Consider the following 16594-nt stretch of genomic DNA (forward strand, 5'->3'; position numbering starts at 1 on the left):
CATGCCGCGCGTGCCATGACGAAGACGCCCACGATCACCAGCCTTTCCCGCAGCCTGGAGAAGGGCGAGACGACCAGCCTCGCGCTCGTCGAGGCGTCCCTCGCCGCCATCGCGGCGGGCGGGGAGGAGGCGCGGAAGACCTTCACCGCCGTGCACGGGAGCCAAGCGCGCGACGCCGCCCAGGCGCAGGACCTGCTGCGCCGGGCCGGGCAGCGCCCGTCGCCGCTCGCCGGACTGCCGATCTCCGTCAAGGATTTGTTCGATGAGGCGGGGCACACCACGCTCGCCGGATCGAAGGCGCTGGCCGGGGCGCCGCCCGCTACGCGCGACGCCGACGCAGTGGCCCGGCTGCGCGCCGCCGGCGCGGCGGTCGTCGGCCGCACCAACATGACGGAGTTCGCCTTCTCCGGCGTTGGCATCAACCCGCATTACGGCACCCCCGGCAACCCGGCGGACCTGGGGCGCATTCCCGGCGGGTCCTCCTCGGGCGCCGGGGTGTCGGTGGCGGCGGGGTACGTGCCGCTGGCGCTCGGCACCGACACCGGCGGATCCGTGCGCATCCCCGCGGCGCTGTGCGGCATCGTCGGCTTCAAGCCGACCCAGCGCCGCGTGTCCCTGCGCGGCTCGGTGCCGCTGTCCTGGACGCTGGATTCCATCGGGCCGCTCGCCCGGACGGTGGAGTGCTGCGCCATCGCCGACGCGGTCCTGGCCGGCGAGGCGGAGTGGGTGCCGCCGCCGGTCGGTCTTGCGGGGCTGCGCTTCGCCGTGCCGCAGGCGGTCGTGCTGGACGGGCTGGAGGCGCCGGTGGCCCGCGCCTTCGAGGCGGCGTGCCGCCGCCTGTCCGACGCCGGGGCGCGCATCGTGGACATCCCCATGGCGGAGCTGGCCGACGTCGGCCCGGCCAACGCCAAGGGCGGCTTCTCCGCGGCGGAGGCGGTCCACTGGCACCGGACCCTGCTGGCGGAGAAGGGCGACCTTTACGACCCGCGCGTGCGCGTGCGCATCGAACGCGGCCGGGGCATGAGTGCCGCCGACTACATCGAGCTGATCGAGAACCGCGCCGCCCTGATCGCCCGCGCCGACCGCACCACCGCCGAATTCGACGCCCTGCTGATGCCGACGGTGCCGATCACCGCCCCGCGTTTCGAGGAATTCGCCGAGGACGGCGAGTACGCGCGGCTGAACGTCCTGCTGCTGCGCAACTGCTCCCTCTTCAACTTCCTCGACCGCTGCGCGATCAGCCTGCCCATGCAGGAGCCGGGCGACCTGCCGAGCGGGCTGATGCTGGTGGGCGCCACCGGCGCCGACCGCCGGCTGCTCGCCATGGCCGGCGCGGTGGAGGCCGCGCTCGCGCGCTAGGAGGGCTACCCGGGTCAGTAACCGAGCGCGCAGCCGTCCTTGCGGGTGTCGGAGCCGCCGATCAGCAGGCCCGCCGCGTGGTCGATCCAGATCGCCTGGGCGCCGCCCAGCGGCCCGCCGCGCCGGACCACCCTATGGCCCCGGCCGGCGAGGTCCGCCGCCACCGCGTCGGGGACCGAGCTTTCGACCTCCAGCACGCCGTTGAAGGCGAAGCTGCGGGGCTGGTCGATGGCCGTCTGCACGTCCATGCCCCGGTCGAGCACGCCCGACAGGAAAGCCGCGTGCCCGGCCGCCTGATAGTGCCCGCCCATCACGCCGAAGGGGCAGACCGTCCGCCCGTCCTTGCGCAGCAGGCCGGGGATGATGGTGTGCATCGGCCGGCGGCGCGGCGCGATGGCGTTGGGATGCCCCTCGATCAGGCGGAAGGACGTGCCCCGGTTGTGCAGAAGCACGCCGGTCGCCGGGTCGAGCTGCGCGCTGCCGAAGGCGTTGAAGATGGAGTTGATGAAGGAGATGGCGTTGCCGTCGCGGTCCACGACGCAGAGATAGATGGTGTCCTTGTGCTCGGCTTCCGTCCACAGCACCGGCGGCTGCGCGCGGTTGGGGTCGATGCGGCGCCGGAGGGCGTCGGTCACCTCGGCGGACAGAAGTTGCGCGGTCGCGGCCGGGTTGCCCTCGCCGATCAGCGCGTCGCGGTGATGGTAGGCGAGCTTCGTCGCCTCCGCGTGCAGGTGGTGGCGCGCCGCCTCGTCCAGGGACGGCGACAGGTCGAAGCCGCCCAGCGTGTTCAGGATCATCAGCGCGGCGAGGCCCTGGCCGTTCGGCGGGCACTCCATCACCTCATAGCCCCGGTAATCCGTGCTGATCGGCGTCACGTACTCGGCGCCATCCACGGCCTCGGCGAAGTCCTCCGCCGTGTGCAGGCCGCCGCGGGCGCGCAGGAAGGCCACGAGCGAATCCGCCGTGGCGCCGGTGTAGAAGGCCGCCGCACCATCGCGCGCGATCTCGCGCAGCCGTTGGCCGAGCAGGGGCTGCGCGTGGCGCTCCCCGGCGCGCGGCGGGTGTCCGCCGGGCAGGAAGACGGCGCGGCAGCCTTCGTCGCCGGCCAGCAGGGCGGCGTCGTTGTGCCAGTCCTGCGCGACGCGCGGGGCCACGCCATAGCCCTCCTCGGCGTAGCGGATCGCGCGCTCGAACAGCCGGCCGAGCGGCAGCCGGGCGTGGTCGGCGTGCAGGCGCGTCCAGGCGGCGACCGCGCCGGGCACGGTGACCGCGTGCGCGCTGCGCCGGGGGATCTCGCCGGTCACGTCCAGCTCGGCCAGACGCGCCACGCTGGCGGCGGCCGGCGCGCGCCCGCTGCCGTTGAGCGCCACGACCGGCCTGTTGGCGGGGGCGTAGAGCGCGAAGCAGTCGCCGCCGATGCCGGTCATGTGCGGCTCGACCACGCACTGGACGGCGACGGCGGCCAGCGCGGCGTCGACCGCGTTGCCGCCGGCCTGCAAAATCTCAAGCGCGGCGGCGGTGGCGAGCGGGTGGGAGGTCGCCACGGCGGCCTCGCTGGCGACGAGCGCCGACCGGCCGGGCCGGCTGAAGTCTCGGTTCATGGCCCAGTTCATGGGGTGTCCTCCCTCAATGGGGACCGAAGCAGGGATTGGGGTGTTTTCGGCGCGGATGGCCGGACCATGACGACGAGAAGCACCGCGCACAGGATCAGCGCCAGCGACAGGAAGGTGCGCAGCGGCGGGGTCTCGCCTAATACCAGGATGGCCCCGCTGACGCCCACCACCGGCACGATCAGGGAACTGACGGAGGCCTGGGCCACGCTCAACCGCTGCACGATGGCGAACCACAGCAGATAGCCGCCCACCATGGCGACCAGCAGGTGGTAGGCCAGTGCTACGGCCACGCGCGGCTCCAGCGCCAGGGTGGGGGCGGGCTCCAGCGCGAGCGCCACGGGCAGCACCACAGGCAGGGAGATGGCGAACTGCCAGCCGGTGATGGCCGCCGGCCGCATGGTCCAGCGCGTCCGCTTCATCACCAGATTGCCCAGCGCCCAGCACAGCGCCCCCGCCAGCATGAAGGCGGGGCCGAGCGGCAGGGCGCCCAGCCGCGCCAGGTCAGGTCCCAGCAGGACGGCCAGCCCTGCCAGCCCGCAGCCCAGCCCCATCCACTGCCGCGCCCCCGGCCGCTCGCCCAGCAGCGGAATCGCCAGCAGCATCGCCCAGGCCGGCATGGTGTAGGCGATGATGGCCGCCCCGGAGGTCGCCATGTTCATCTGCCCGAAGGCGGAGCAGATGTTGAAGCCCGCCATGTTCAGCAGCGCCGACGCGACCAGCGGACCCCGCTCCCCGCGCGGCACGGCGAGGGATTCGCCGCGCATCCGGGCGATGGCGAACAGAACCGCCGCGCAGACCGCGAAGGCGATGCTGCGCAGGGTCCAGGGCGGGATTTGGGACAGGGCGATCTTGACGGCGGGCCAGTTCAAGCCCCAGGCGACGCTGATCAGGCCGACCAGCGTCAAGTCCAGCGCCCGTGCGCGGCTGATCATAAAGCGTGCTTTCGTCAAAAATTCACGGCGTCGCCGCCCTTGAGGTCCAGCATGGCGCGGGCCTCGTCCGGGGTGGCGATTTCCAGCGCCAGCCCTTCGATCAGGCTGCGGACCATCCGCACCTGCTCCGCGTTGGAGGTGGCGAGGCGGCCGGGGCCGGCCCACAGATTGTCCTCCAGCCCGACGCGCACGTTGCCGCCCAGCGTCAGGGACTGCGCCGCAATGGGCATCTGGTTGCGCCCGGCGCCCAGCACCGACCAGACATACTGGTCGCCGAACAGCCGGTCGGCCGTGCGCTTCATGTGCATCACGTCCTCCGGATGCGGGCCGATGCCGCCGAGGATGCCGAAGACCGACTGCACGAACAGCGGAGGCGTCACCAGCTTGCGGTCCAGGAAATGGGCCAGCGTGTAGAGGTGCGAGATGTCGTAGCACTCGAACTCGAACCGCGTTCCGTTGCTGGAGCAGGTCCGCAGGATGTATTCGATGTCCGCGAAGGTGTTCTTGAAGACGCGGTCCCGGCTGCCCTCCAGATAGGGCTGTTCCCAGTCGTGCTGGAACTCGGTGAAGCGGTCAAGCATCGGGTACAGCCCGAAGTTCATCGACCCCATGTTGAGCGACGCCACCTCCGGCTGGAAGTGCGTGGCCGGGCGAAGCCGCTCCTCCACCGTCATGGCGGCGCTGCCGCCGGTGGTGATGTTCACCACCGCCTTGGTGGCCTGCTTGATGCGCGGCAGGAAGCGGCCGAACAGCTCCGGATCCTGGGTGGGGCGCCCGGTCTGCGGGTCGCGGGCGTGCAGATGGACGATGGCTGCCCCGGCCTCCACCGCCGCGATGGCGTCCGCCGCGATCTGGTCGGGCGTCACCGGCAGGTGCGGCGACATGCTGGGCGTGTGGATGGAGCCGGTGACCGCGCAGGTGACGATGACCTTGCGGGTGGCTTTCTTGGACATGATGTTCCTCCCGGTTTTTTCTTTCCCTCTCCCGCCCCGGGAGAGGGGAACTACAGCACCGCCTCGATCAGGAACGGACCCTTCCGCGCGAACGCCGCTTTCAGCAGGCGGTTGAAGCTGTCGGCGTCCGTCGCCTGTCCGCCCTGTACGCCCATGCCGCGGGCGAGGGTGACCCAGTCCAGGTCGGGGCGGCCAAGCTCCGTGCAGTTGCGGGCGTTCGGCCCCATTTCCCGGAAGCCGAGGTTGCCCAGCTCCCATTGCAGGATGCCGTAGCGGCGGTTGGCGAAGACGATGGTCACCACATCGGCCTTCTCGCGCGCCTGGCTCCACAGGGCTTGCAGCGTGTACATGCCGCTGCCGTCGGCCTGGAGGTTCACCACCTTGCGGTCCGGGCAGGCGACCGCCGCCCCCAGCGCCAGCGGCATGCCGATGCCGATGGAGCCGCCGGTGATGGTCAGCCAGTCGTGCGGCCGGGCACCCGCGCAAGGCGCGTAGGCCATGGAGCTGGAGGAGATCGCCTCGTCCACGACGATGGCGCCCTCCGGCAGCAGGGCGGCCAGCGACTGGCCGATGCTGTCGGCGGTCAGCGCGCCCGTGGCGGGGGTGGGCAGGGCGAGGCGCTGGGTCGGTTCGGGCGTGCTGGCGGCGCCGGTCTCCTCGGCCAGCTGGCGCAGGGCGGCCAGCGCGTCGGTGCCCGGCGGGGCGACGTTGTGGATGCGGCAGCCTTCGGGGGCGAGGCGGCTGGGCTTGTCGGGATAGCCGAAGAAGCCCACCGGCTCCGTGGCGCCGATCAGGATGATGTGCTCCACGCCGGCCAGCGCGGCGAGGCCGAGGTCGATGGGGTAGGGGAAGCGCTCCACCGCCACGCGGCCGGCGCCGCGCTCGATGCGGGTCGCGCCGGTGTGGGCGTAGAGCTTGGCCCCGGTCTTCGCGGCGATCCGGCCGGCCAGGGCCAAGCCCTCGGCGCGGGTTGCCGGGCCGTTCAGCATCACCACGACGCGGCCGCCGCTCCGCAGGGCCTGGGCGGCGCTGCGCAGGGCGTCGGCGTCCGGGGGCGTGGGGGCGGGGGCCTCCACGAGGATGGGCTCGACCGCCGGAGCCTCGTCCCAGGAGGAGTCCGACGGCAGGATCAGCGTCGCCACACCGCCGGGCGGGGTCAGGGCGGCGCGGATCGCGTCCGCCGTGTCGCGGGCGACGGAGGCTGCGTTCGGCACCGTGCGGACCCAGGCCGACATGGGGGCGGCCAGCGCTTCCACGTCGGAGGTCAGCGGCGCGTCGAAGCCCCGGTGCCATGTCGCGTGGTCGCCGACGATGTTCAGCAGCGGCACGCGGGCGCGCCGCGCGTTGTGCAGGTTGGCGAGCCCGTTCGCCAGCCCCGGCCCGAGATGCAGCAGCGTCGCCGCCGGCTTGTCCGTCATGCGGGCGTAGCCGTCGGCGGCGCCCGTCGCCACGCCCTCGAACAGGGTCGGGACGCACAGTACGCCGGGCATGGAATCGAAGGCGGCCAGCGCGTGCAGCTCCGACGTGCCGGGGTTGGCGAAGCAGGCGCCCACCCCGTTCGCCAGCAGCGTCCTGACGAGGATTTCCGCGCCGATCATGCCTGTTTCCCTTCAAAGCCATCCAGGAAGCTGGCGAGGTTGGCGGCCAGCGCGTCGCAGTCGTAGCCGCCCTCCTGCACCAGCACGGTCGGCAGACCCGCCCCGGCGATCTTGCGGCCGAGCGTGGCGAAGCCGGGCGTGGTCACCTTGAAGAAGGCCAGCGGGTCGCCGATGAAGGTGTCGAAGCCCAGCGACAGCACCAGCGCCTGCGGCCCGAAGGCGGCGATCTGCGCCAGCGCGGTGTCCACGGCGTCGAGGAAGGTCGCCTCCTCCGTCCCCATGGGCAAGGGGATGTTCAGGTTGCTGCCCAGGCCCATGCCCTTGCCGCGCTCGTGCGCGTAGCCGGCGAACCAGGGGTAGAAGTTGTTCGGATCGCCGTGGATCGACACGAACAGCACGTCGTCGCGCTCGTAGAAGATCGCCTGCGTGCCGTTGCCGTGGTGCACGTCCACGTCCAGGATGGCGACGCGCGGCGCGCGGCCCTGCTGGGCGTAGATCGGCAGCATGGCCTGCGCCGCCACGGCGGCGTTGTTGATGTAGCAGAAGCCGCCGGCCATATCGCGCGAGGCGTGGTGCCCCGGCGGCCGGCAGAGCGCGTAGGCCGCACGCTCCTGCCCGCTTGCCACCAATGTTGCCGCATGGGCCGCCGTGTCGGCGCCGGCGCAGATGGCCTCCCAGGTGCCGGGGCCGATGGGGCAGGCGGTGTCGGCCATGTGCCAGCCGGCCTGACCGACGATGCCCGTCGGGTATTCGGCCATGTCGGTGTTGCGGTGGACGTTGGGGATAATGACCTCCGCCGCGTCGGGCAGGGCCGCCCAGCGCTCGTAGGCCGTCTCCAGAAAGCGCAGATAGTCGGCCGAATGCACCGCCGCGCGTGGGCCGGCGCCGTAGGACGGCGGTTCCTCCACCGCCACCCCGCGCGCCCGCAGCGAGCCGACGAGGGCGTCCGCCCGCTCCGGCTTCTCCGGGCAGGGCTTCGGCTGTCCGCGCACCAGGAAGGTGGGCGGACGGTGGCGCAACTGGGCCTCGGCAAAGATGTAGCGCATGGATGGGGGCTCCGGAGGAATAGTGTTCATCCCCTCTCCCCAGAGGGGAGAGGGTTAGGGTGAGGGGGGTGTGCTTGTCCCGGACGTACCAAGGCAGCGGGACCCCCTCACCCCGACCCTCTCCCCAGAGGGGAGAGGGAGAAAAGTCAACCGGCCGTCGCCAGGACGGCGTCGGCCAGCACGGTGCAGCCGGCGGTGGCTTGGTCGGGCTGGATGTTTTCGGCCTCGTTGTGGCTCAGGCCCCCTTCGCAGGGGATGAAGATCATGGCCGTCGGCACCTTGCGGGCGACATAGACCGCGTCGTGGCCGGCCCCGGACACGATGTCGCGGTGGCGGAGGCCCCGGCGCTGGGCGGAGTCGCGCACGCGACCGACCAGATCCGCCGCGAAGGGTGTGGTGGGGAAGGCCCAGAAGTCGGTCAGCTCCAGCGTCAGGCCGCGCTTCTCCGCGATGGCGGCCAGCCGCTCCCGCAGCAGGACGTCCATGCGGGCGAGCTGGCCGGCGTCGGGGTTGCGCAGGTCGATGGTGAACCAGACGCGGCCGGGGATGACGTTGCGGGAGTCCGGCTCCGCCCGGATGCGGCCGATGGTGGAGCAGGCGTCGCCGCCGACTTCCAGCGCGATGGCCTCCACCGCCTCCATCATCACGGCGGCCCCGGCCAGCGCGTCGCGGCGCATCCGCATGGGCGTCGGGCCGGCGTGGGATTCGCGGCCCAGGACGGTGGCTTCGTACCAGCGCTGACCCTGGGCGCCGGTGACGACGCCGATCGCGAAGCCTTCGGCCTCCAGCACGGGACCCTGCTCGATGTGCGCCTCGAAATAGGCGCCCAGGACGTGGCCGGTGACCGGGACGGTGCCCTTGTAGCCGATGCGCGCCAGCTCGTCGCCCAGCCGCAGGCCGTCGTTGTCGCGGATGTCCAGCACATGGTCGAGCGTGAAGACGCCCATGGCGACGCCCGATCCCAGCATGGGCGGGGAGAAGCGGGCACCCTCCTCGTTGGTCCAGACGATCAGGTCGATGGGGGCGTCGGTCTCGATGTTCTGGTCGTTGAGGGACCGGATCACCTCCAGCCCCGCCAGCACGCCGTAGATGCCGTCGAAGCGCCCGCCGGTCGGCTGGGTGTCCAGGTGGCTGCCCATGCAGACGGCGGGGCGGTCCGGGGTGCGGCCGGGGCGGCGGGCGAAGATGTTGCCCACCTCGTCCACCGTGACGGTGCAGCCCGCGTCCCGGCACCAGGAAACGAACAGGTCGCGCCCCTGCCGGTCGAGGTCGGTCAGCGCCAGCCGGCACAGGCCGCCCTTCGGCGTGGCGCCGATTTTGGCGAGGTCCATCAGGGTCCGCCACAGGCGGTCGCCGTCGATGCGCAGCTCTGACATGATCCCTATCCCGTATTCGTGTTTATCGTTGAGTCTTCAAGCGGACGAGCGCCCGCAGCGTGTTCACGGTGGGCAGGGCGACCCCCGCCCGGTCCGCCAACTCCAGGGGCGCGTCCAGCACCGCCTCCACCTCCGTCCGCCGGTCGGCGGTGAGGTCCGGATGGATGCGGCCGGGCTGCTGGGCGAGCGTCCACAACTCGTCCAGCCCGACACGCGCCGGATGGCCGAGCGCCGCCGCCAGCCCCGAGAGTTCCGCCACCACCGCCTCCAGCACGGGGCGCAGCTCCGCGTGGCCGGCGATGGCCTGGGGCGGCAGGCCGGTGACGATCCCCAGCGCTCCGAAGGCGAGCGGCCCGGTCAGCGCGGCCCAGACCTCCGCCCGGATGTCGTCCACCGCGACGGCGTTGAAGCCGCCAGCCCCGAACAGCGTGGCGAGGTCGCCGACGCCGTCCTGTCCCACAGCCGGGCCAACAGCCGGCCCGAGGGCGAGGCGCAGGCCGCCCAGGTGCCGCAGGTAGCTGGGGGAGCGCCGCTCCACCGCCACGCGGGCGACGGCGCCGACGATCCGCTCCGCCGGGATGGCGTTCCACAGCAGCCCTTGCGGATCGACGGAGGCGAGCGGCCGAGCGCCGTCCTTTCCAGCCGGATACCACCAGGGAACGCCGCCGACCACCGCCACCAGCCGCGTCTCGCGGCCCAGCAGCGGGGGCAGCAGCTCCAGCACCTCCGGCAGGGCCGGGGCGGGGACGGCCAGCATCACCGCGTCCTGCGGGCCGAGCGACAGCGTGTCGTCGGTGACCTGGGGCCGCACCGTGACCGGGCGGCCCGAGGGGCCTTCGACCGACAGCCCCTCCCGCCGCAGCGTGTCGAGCGTCCGGCGCCGGGCGACCAGGGGGACCGGCAGGCCGGCGGCGATCAGCCGCGCGGCGATGAGCCCCCCGACCGCGCCGGCCCCGATGACGGCGATCTTCACGGGGGCCTCATGCGCTGTGCCGCAGCGCCGCACCGCGCCGGGCGGGCGGCTCGATGTCCGCCGGCATGGTCCAGCCCTTGCCGGGGATGGCGTCGAGGAGCTGGCGCGTGTAGGCGTGCTGCGGGTTGCCGAAGACCTCGCGCGCCGGCCCGATCTCCACGATGCGGCCCTTCTGCATCACGGCGATGGTGTCGCAGATTTGGGCGGCGATGCGCAGGTCGTGGGTGATGAACAGCATCGACAGGTTCAGCCGGTGCCGCAGATCCTCCAGCAGGTCGAGCACCTGGGCCTGCACCGACACGTCCAGCGCCGACACCGGCTCGTCCGCGATCAGCAGCTTCGGCTCCAGGGCGAGGGCGCGGGCGATGGAGATGCGCTGCCGCTGCCCGCCGGAGAACTCGTGCGGGAAACGCTCCGCCGCCGAGGCGTCGAGGCCGACCAGAGTCAGCAGCTCCCGCGCCTTCTCCAGCGCCTTGTTGCGGTCCTCGCCGAAGGCCACGGGTCCCTGGGTGATGATGTCGCCCACGGTGTGGCGCGGGTTCAGCGAGGCGTAGGGGTCCTGGAAGACCATCTGCACATGCCGCCGGTAGGGCCGGAAGGCCGGGCGCGACAGCGACAGCAGGTCCGCCCCTTCGAACAGGATCCTGCCGCTGTCCGGCTTGATCAGCCCGACGATGGACCGGCCCAGCGTCGACTTGCCGGAGCCGGACTCGCCGACCAGACCGACCGTTTCCCCCTCGTGGATGGTCAGCGACAGGTCGTTGCCGGCGACCACGCTGCGCCCCGGCTTGAAGAAGCCGCCGCCGATGTGGAAGGTCTTGCACACCTTCTCGGCGGTCAGGACCGGCTTGCGCTCGTGGGTGAAGTCCGCGCGGTGCTCGATCAGGTGCGGGACGGCGGCGATCAGCTGGCGGGTGTAGGGGTGCTGCGGCCGGTTCAGCACGTCGGCCGCCGGGCCGATCTCGACCATCCGGCCCTTCTGCATGACCGCGACGCGGTGCGCGATCTCCGCCACCACGCCGAAGTCGTGGGTGATGAACATCACGCCCATGGCGCGCTTGGCCTGGACGTCGCGGATCAGCTCCAGAATCTGCTTCTGGGTGGTGACGTCCAGCGCGGTCGTGGGCTCGTCGGCGATCAGCACGTCGGGCTCGACCGCCAGCGCCATGGCGATCATGACGCGCTGGCGCTGGCCGCCGGACAGGCGGAACGGGTAGCTGCGGCGCAGGTGGTCTGGATCCGGCAGACCGACGGAGGCCAGCAGCTCCACCACCCGCGCGCGGCGTGCCGCCCGGTCGAGCGTGGTGTGGTAGCGCAGAACCTCGTCGATCTGGTCGCCCACCCGCATCAGCGGGTTCAGCGCCGTCATCGGCTCCTGAAAGATCATGGCGATGCGGCCGCCGCGCAAGGCGCGCTGCTCGCGCTCCGGCAGGCTCAGCACGTCGGTCCCGTCGTGGCGCAGCGTGCCGGAGGCGACCTTCACCGCCTTGGGCAGCAGGCCCATCACCGCGTGCGCGGTCATCGACTTGCCGGAGCCGGATTCGCCGACGACGCAGAGGATCTCGCCCCGGTTCAGCGCGAAGGTCAGGTCCTCCACGGCGAAGGCGCGGTCGGCGCCCGGCGGCAGGGCGATGGAGAGGCCCTGTACGTCGAGAAGCGGTGTCGTGGTCGTCATGCCCGTCCCTTTCGCGCCAGCTTGGGGTTCAGCGCGTCGTTCAGCCCTTCGCCCACGAGGTTGAGGGCAAGCACGGTCAGCAGGATCGCGATGCCGGGGAAGAAGCTCATCCACCAGGCCTGCCGGATCACGGTGCGGGCGGCGCCCACCATGTAGCCCCAGCTCATCAGGTTCGGATCGCCGAGGCCGAGGAAGGAGAGGGAGCTTTCCAGCAGGATCGCCGTCGCCACCATCAGCGAGGCCGACACGATGATCGGCGACAGGCTGTTGGGCAGGATCTGGCGCCAGATGATGGTCAGGTTCGACTGGCCGGTGGTCACGGCGGCCTGCACGAACTCGCGGCTGCGCAGGCTCATGAACTCGCCGCGCGCCAGCCGGGCCAGCGGCGGCCAGGAGACGATGGCGATGGCCAGCACGATGGAGGTCAGCGACGGCGTGAAGATCGCCACCAGCACCACGGCCAGCACGAAGTTCGGGATGGTCTGGAACAGCTCGGTGAAGCGCATCACCGCGTCGTCCACCCAGCCGCCGTAGAAGCCGGCGACGGCCCCCAGGAACACCCCGATCAGCACCGCCACGGCCGTGGAGATCAGCCCGATCAGCAGCGACACCCGCGCCCCGTGGGCGATGCCCGCCGCGATGTCGCGGCCCAGCGTGTCGGACCCCAGAAGCGCGTCCTCCGAGAAGGGCGGCTGGAAGGGGGCGGCGGTCATGTCCCAGGGGCTGGTGGGGTAGAGGACATCGGCGAAGACCGCCATCAGGACGATCAGCGCCAGGAAGATCAGGCCCAGCACCGCGCCCTTGTTGCGGGCGAAGGCGCGCCAGAAGCCGGAGCCCTTGCGGGCGGGGGCGATGACGGCGGCGGGGGTGGTGTCGGTCATGGCGCCACCTCGATCCGCGGATCCACCAGGGAATAGATCAGGTCGGTCAGCAGGTTGAAGATCACGACCACCACCGAGGTCAGGAGGAAGATGCCCAGCAGCACCTGATAGTCGCGCTGCAGCACCGCCTCGAAGGCGAGGCGCCCGATGCCGGGCAGCGCGAAGACGGTTTCGATCAGGATGGAGCCGCCGATCAGGTGACCCGCCTGGAACCCCGCCACCGTGATGACGGGCAGGATGGCGTTGCGCAGGATGTGGACCGAGACGATGCGCCATTCCGGCAGGCCCTTGGCCCGTGCCGTCTTGACGAAGTCCATGTCGCGCACCTCCAGGATCGAGGCGCGGGTCAGCCGCGTGTAGACGGCCATGTAGAAGAGGCCGAGCGTCGTGACCGGCAGCACCAGATGCTCCACCCGGTCGAGGAAGGCCGCCCAGCCGGTGTAGCCGGCGCCGATGCTCTCCGTCCCGAAGGCGGGCAGCCAGCCGAGGTTGACCGAGAACAGCAGGATCAGCATCAGCCCGATCCAGAAGATCGGCGTCGCGTAGGCGGTCAGGCCGATGACGGTGATGGCGGTGTCCGACCATGTGCCGGCGCGCATGGCCGCCAGCGTGCCCAGCGCCACCCCGCCGATCAGCGCCAGGACGAAGGCGGTCAGCGTCAGCGACAGGGTGACGGGCAGCCGCTCCATCAGCAGGTCGAACACCGGCCGCTGCTGCCGGTAGGAATAGCCGAGGTCGGCCTGCACGACCTTGCCCATGTAGGTGCCCAGCTGCTCGTACAGCGGCCGGTCGAGGCCGAACTGCTGGCGGAGCTGTTCGACGAACTTGGCATCGGCGGCCCCGGCCTCCCCCGCCATCACCGCGGCGGGATCGCCGGGGGCGGCGTGGACCAGGAAGAAGTTGAACACGGCGATCGTCAGCACGACGAAAACCGCCTTCACCAACCGTTGCGAGATGAACACGGCGATGCGGGGCATGGAAGCACTCCTGCGGCGGCGTGTTGCCCCCTCCCTAACCCTCCCCCGCCTTCGGCGGTGGAGGGAACTTAGGCCCCCTCTCCCGCGGAGCGGGGGAGGGATGGGGAGGGGGCAACCGCGCCCTTTACTTCTTGACCATGGTGACGCTGTCGTAAGTCTCGTTCACGCCGATGGCGGTCGTGATGGCGTTCTTGAAGCGCTTGTCGATGAAGGTCGGGAATTCCATCTCCAACAGCCACGCGACGGGCACGTCCTCCACCAGGATCTTCTGGGCGGCGGAGTAAAGCTGTTGGCGCTCCTCGTCCTTGTTGGTCTGGGCGGCCTGGGCGAACAGGCGGTCCACCTCGGGGTTGGCGTAGCCCATGGTGTTGGAGAACATCACGCCCTTGCGGATGTTGTCCGACACGTAGGTGCGCGACACGCCCAGCGCCGGGTCGCCGTACTGGTAGACGAAGTTGAAGGTCAGGTCGTAGTCCCAGTTGGACACGCGGTTGACCCAGCCGGCGGAGTCGGTCGTCTCCAGCGTCACGTCGACGCCGACGCGCTTCATCGCCTGCTTCACATACTCGCCGAGCCGCGTCCAGGTCTCGCCGTAGGGCATGACGAGCAGGCGGACCTTGGCGCGGGTACCGTCGGCGCCCTTCTTGTAGCCGGCTTCCTCAAGAAGCGCCTCGGCCTTCTTGGGGTCGTAGTCGTACTTGCGGACGTTCGGCTCGTAGAAACGGGTGACCGAGTTGACCGGGCCGGTCGCCGGGCGGCCGAGGCCGAACCAGATCTTGTCGCGGATGAACTTGCGGTCGATGGCGTACATCATCGCTTGGCGGAAGCGCTTGTCGTCCAGCGGCTTCACGCGGGTGTTGATCTCGATCCAGGACAGCGGCGCGAAGAACTCGTAGCCCTTGGTCGTCATCTCGACGTTGGGCAGCTGCTTCAGGCGCGGGACGTCGAAGGTCTCGATGTCGTTGAACTGGGTCTGCTGGACGGTGCCCTGCTCCACGGCCACGGCGCGCGACGCGGCGTCCGGGATCACGCGGAAATAGATGTCGTCCAGGTAGGGCTTGCCGGACTTCCAGTACTCGTCGTTGCGGACGAGGTGGATGTAGGAGCCCTTGACCCATTCCTTGAACTTGAAGGGGCCGGTGCCGATCGGGGTGGCGTTGGCCGGGTTGGCCTTGAAGTCGGTGCCCTCGTAGATGTGCTTGGGCATCATCGGGGCCGACGACACCTCGAAGGATTGGAGGAAGGGACCGAACGGCTCCTTCAGCGTGAAGCGGACGGTGTAATCGTCCACCGCCTCGATCTTTTCGCATTTGGAGAAGACGGCGCGGGCGCGCGGGTGGGTCTCCATCAGGAACTTGGAGGTGGAGAAGACCACGTCCTGGGCGGTGAAGGGCTTGCCGTCGTGCCACTTCGCGTTCTTCACCAGATGGAAGGTGTAGGTCTTGCCGTCCGGCGACACCTCCCAGCTCTCGGCCAGTTCCGGCTGGGGCTTCAGGTTGAAGTCGAAGGTCAGCAGGCCCTGGTAGATCTTGCCGGCGACCGTCTGCGTCGGCCCCTGCTGGTTCAGGCCCAGCACCAGGATCGGCGGCTCGGGCTGGACGATGATGTTCATCGTGCCGCCGCGTTCCTGCGCCACGGCGACGGTGGGGGCGGACAGCAGGGCCGGGGTGGCCAGCGCCGCCGCCAGAGCCGCAGCCGTGAGGGATTGTCGAAGATACCGCAGACGGTTGCTCATGTATGAAGCCTCCTTATTGTTTGTTGGTCTTCAGAAAATGTGATGCCCCTCAGGAAACCGCCTCCAGCCCGCACCAGTCGGCCATGAACAGCGCCAGCACGGCGGTCACCTTGGCGAGGCTGTCGAGCGACACGGACTCGTCGATGCCGTGGATGCGCTCGGCCTCCGGGCCGTAGCAGGTGGCCGGGGTGTCGCCGTAGAGCACGAAATTGCGGACGTCCGTCGTGCAGGTCTGGGCCAGTTTGGGCGCCGGCGCGCCGAAGATCGAGCGATGGGCGGCGTCCAGCGCCTCCAGCATCGGGTGGCCGGGGTCGAGCGTGCAGCCCTCCGCCTGGAAGCCGCGGAAGATCACGCGCGCGTCGATGCCCTTGAGGTCGGGGTCGGTGCGCCCGGCCTCCGCCACCGCGCGTTCGATCTCCGCGCTGACCTCGGCGGCGGAGCGGCCCGGCGGGAAGCCGAAGCGCAGTTCCATCCGGCAGCGGGTGGGGACGGAGGAGGCCCACTCGCCGCCGTCGATGTGGCCGACGTTCAGGTTGTAGGGGTGATGGTGGTGCGCGTAGGCCGGATGCCGCCCGTCCGGGTGGTTCCAGGCCGATTCCAGCGCCTTCAGGTGCTTCAGCAGGCGGAAGGCCGCCTCGATGGCGTTCAGCCCGGCGCCGGTGTCCAGCACATGGGCGGGGCGGCCGGTCACCTCCAGCTCGCAGCGGATCACGCCGATCTGGGCGATCTGGAGCGTGTGGTTGAACGGCTCCGGGATCACTGCGGCGTCGGCCTTGTAGCCGCGCGCCACGCAGGCGAGCGCACCGTTGCCCGTGCATTCCTCCTCGACCACCGTCTGCAGGAAGACCGGGGCGGCGGGCTGCAATCCCAGCCTTTTCAGTGCCTTGAATGCCATGACGAAGGCGACGATGCCGGCCTTCATGTCGCCGGCCCCGCGTCCGTAGAGGCGCCCGTCGCGGACCACCGGCTCGAAGGGCGGAGCCGACCACAGCTCCGCCGGGCCGGTCGGCACCACGTCGATGTGGCCGTTCAGGATCAGGGAGCGGCCGATGGCCTGACGCGGCCTGTGGACGCCGACAACATTCTCCCGCCCCTCGTAAGAGATCAGCGAGGGCGACCAGCCCGGCTGGGCTTTCAGCGCCTCCTCGTCAATGGCGAAGCGGTCGATCTCCAGGCCAAGGTCGCGGAAGACCCCTTCCATCAGGTCCTGCGCCGGCCCTTCCTGCCCCAGCAGGCTGGGGATGCGGACCAGATCGGCGAGCAGGCGCACGCCATCCTCGCGGAGCGCCGCGACCGCGTCCAGGATGGCGTCTCGGCTTGCGTTCGCCCGGCTCGCATTTGCAGTGTTCCGACCATCCTCGGGGGAATCCTTGTGGGACGCGGGCATGACGACTCCGTTCTTACCACTCCGCCGCGCGGTCGCCGGTGCCGTTCCCGCAAATCCCGAAAAGATTTGTGGGTGATTACGACTTCCGG

13 protein-coding genes are annotated in these 16594 nt (G+C 70.8%); 1 reads left to right on the forward strand and 12 read right to left on the reverse strand.

The window, feature by feature from the left end; all coding sequences use genetic code 11:
* The first annotated feature begins 15 nt into the window (after window positions 1-15).
* Window positions 16-1359 carry an amidase gene (locus ACSVC7_RS22295; protein ID WP_448206757.1) on the forward strand — a complete coding sequence of 448 codons (1344 nt, stop codon included), beginning with the start codon at window positions 16-18 and terminating at the stop codon, window positions 1357-1359.
* Window positions 1360-1373: 14 nt separating this feature from the next.
* On the opposite strand, the gene ACSVC7_RS22300 is transcribed toward ACSVC7_RS22295, so the two are convergent.
* The 12 genes from ACSVC7_RS22300 to ACSVC7_RS22355 all read right to left on the reverse strand — a co-directional run bounded on the left by ACSVC7_RS22300 (window position 1374) and on the right by ACSVC7_RS22355 (window position 16505).
* Window positions 1374-2972 carry a gamma-glutamyltransferase family protein gene (locus ACSVC7_RS22300; protein ID WP_448206756.1) on the reverse strand — a complete coding sequence of 533 codons (1599 nt, stop codon included), beginning with the start codon at window positions 2970-2972 and terminating at the stop codon, window positions 1374-1376.
* Window positions 2969-3904: a DMT family transporter gene (locus tag ACSVC7_RS22305; RefSeq protein WP_448206755.1), complete on the reverse strand. Its 936-nt coding sequence runs from the start codon at window positions 3902-3904 to the stop codon at window positions 2969-2971. The genes ACSVC7_RS22300 and ACSVC7_RS22305 overlap by 4 nt, the downstream gene beginning before the upstream one ends.
* Window positions 3905-3918: 14 nt before the next feature.
* Entirely contained in the window at window positions 3919-4857 is a 939-nt protein-coding gene (gene kce / locus ACSVC7_RS22310) for a 3,5-dioxohexanoate:acetyl-CoA acetone transferase (protein WP_448206754.1), read from the reverse strand.
* A gap of 50 nt (window positions 4858-4907) precedes the next feature.
* Window positions 4908-6455, reverse strand: a complete 1548-nt coding sequence (locus ACSVC7_RS22315) for an acetolactate synthase large subunit (RefSeq protein ID WP_448206753.1) — start codon at window positions 6453-6455, stop codon at window positions 4908-4910.
* Complete coding sequence (locus ACSVC7_RS22320) at window positions 6452-7501, reverse strand: histone deacetylase family protein (RefSeq protein WP_448206752.1); 1050 nt, start codon at window positions 7499-7501, stop codon at window positions 6452-6454. The genes ACSVC7_RS22315 and ACSVC7_RS22320 overlap by 4 nt, the downstream gene beginning before the upstream one ends.
* Before the next feature lie 146 nt (window positions 7502-7647).
* Entirely contained in the window at window positions 7648-8877 is a 1230-nt protein-coding gene (locus ACSVC7_RS22325; protein ID WP_448206751.1) for a Zn-dependent hydrolase, read from the reverse strand.
* Window positions 8878-8899: 22 nt separating this feature from the next.
* Window positions 8900-9850 carry a ketopantoate reductase family protein gene (locus ACSVC7_RS22330; RefSeq protein ID WP_448206750.1) on the reverse strand — a complete coding sequence of 317 codons (951 nt, stop codon included), beginning with the start codon at window positions 9848-9850 and terminating at the stop codon, window positions 8900-8902.
* A 7-nt stretch (window positions 9851-9857) separates the two neighbouring features.
* Complete coding sequence (locus ACSVC7_RS22335; RefSeq protein WP_448206749.1) at window positions 9858-11525, reverse strand: ABC transporter ATP-binding protein; 1668 nt, start codon at window positions 11523-11525, stop codon at window positions 9858-9860.
* Window positions 11522-12406: an ABC transporter permease gene (locus ACSVC7_RS22340; protein WP_448206748.1), complete on the reverse strand. Its 885-nt coding sequence runs from the start codon at window positions 12404-12406 to the stop codon at window positions 11522-11524. The genes ACSVC7_RS22335 and ACSVC7_RS22340 overlap by 4 nt, the downstream gene beginning before the upstream one ends.
* Entirely contained in the window at window positions 12403-13383 is a 981-nt protein-coding gene (locus tag ACSVC7_RS22345) for an ABC transporter permease (RefSeq protein WP_448206747.1), read from the reverse strand. The genes ACSVC7_RS22340 and ACSVC7_RS22345 overlap by 4 nt, the downstream gene beginning before the upstream one ends.
* 124 nt (window positions 13384-13507) lie before the next feature.
* Window positions 13508-15118 (reverse strand): ABC transporter substrate-binding protein, encoded by a 1611-nt coding sequence (locus tag ACSVC7_RS22350; RefSeq protein ID WP_448206746.1) that lies wholly within the window; start codon window positions 15116-15118, stop codon window positions 13508-13510.
* A gap of 49 nt (window positions 15119-15167) precedes the next feature.
* Window positions 15168-16505 (reverse strand): M20 family metallopeptidase, encoded by a 1338-nt coding sequence (locus ACSVC7_RS22355; protein ID WP_448206745.1) that lies wholly within the window; start codon window positions 16503-16505, stop codon window positions 15168-15170.
* Window positions 16506-16594 lie beyond the last annotated feature (89 nt).

This window comes from Azospirillum mesophilum (genome assembly GCF_053470405.2).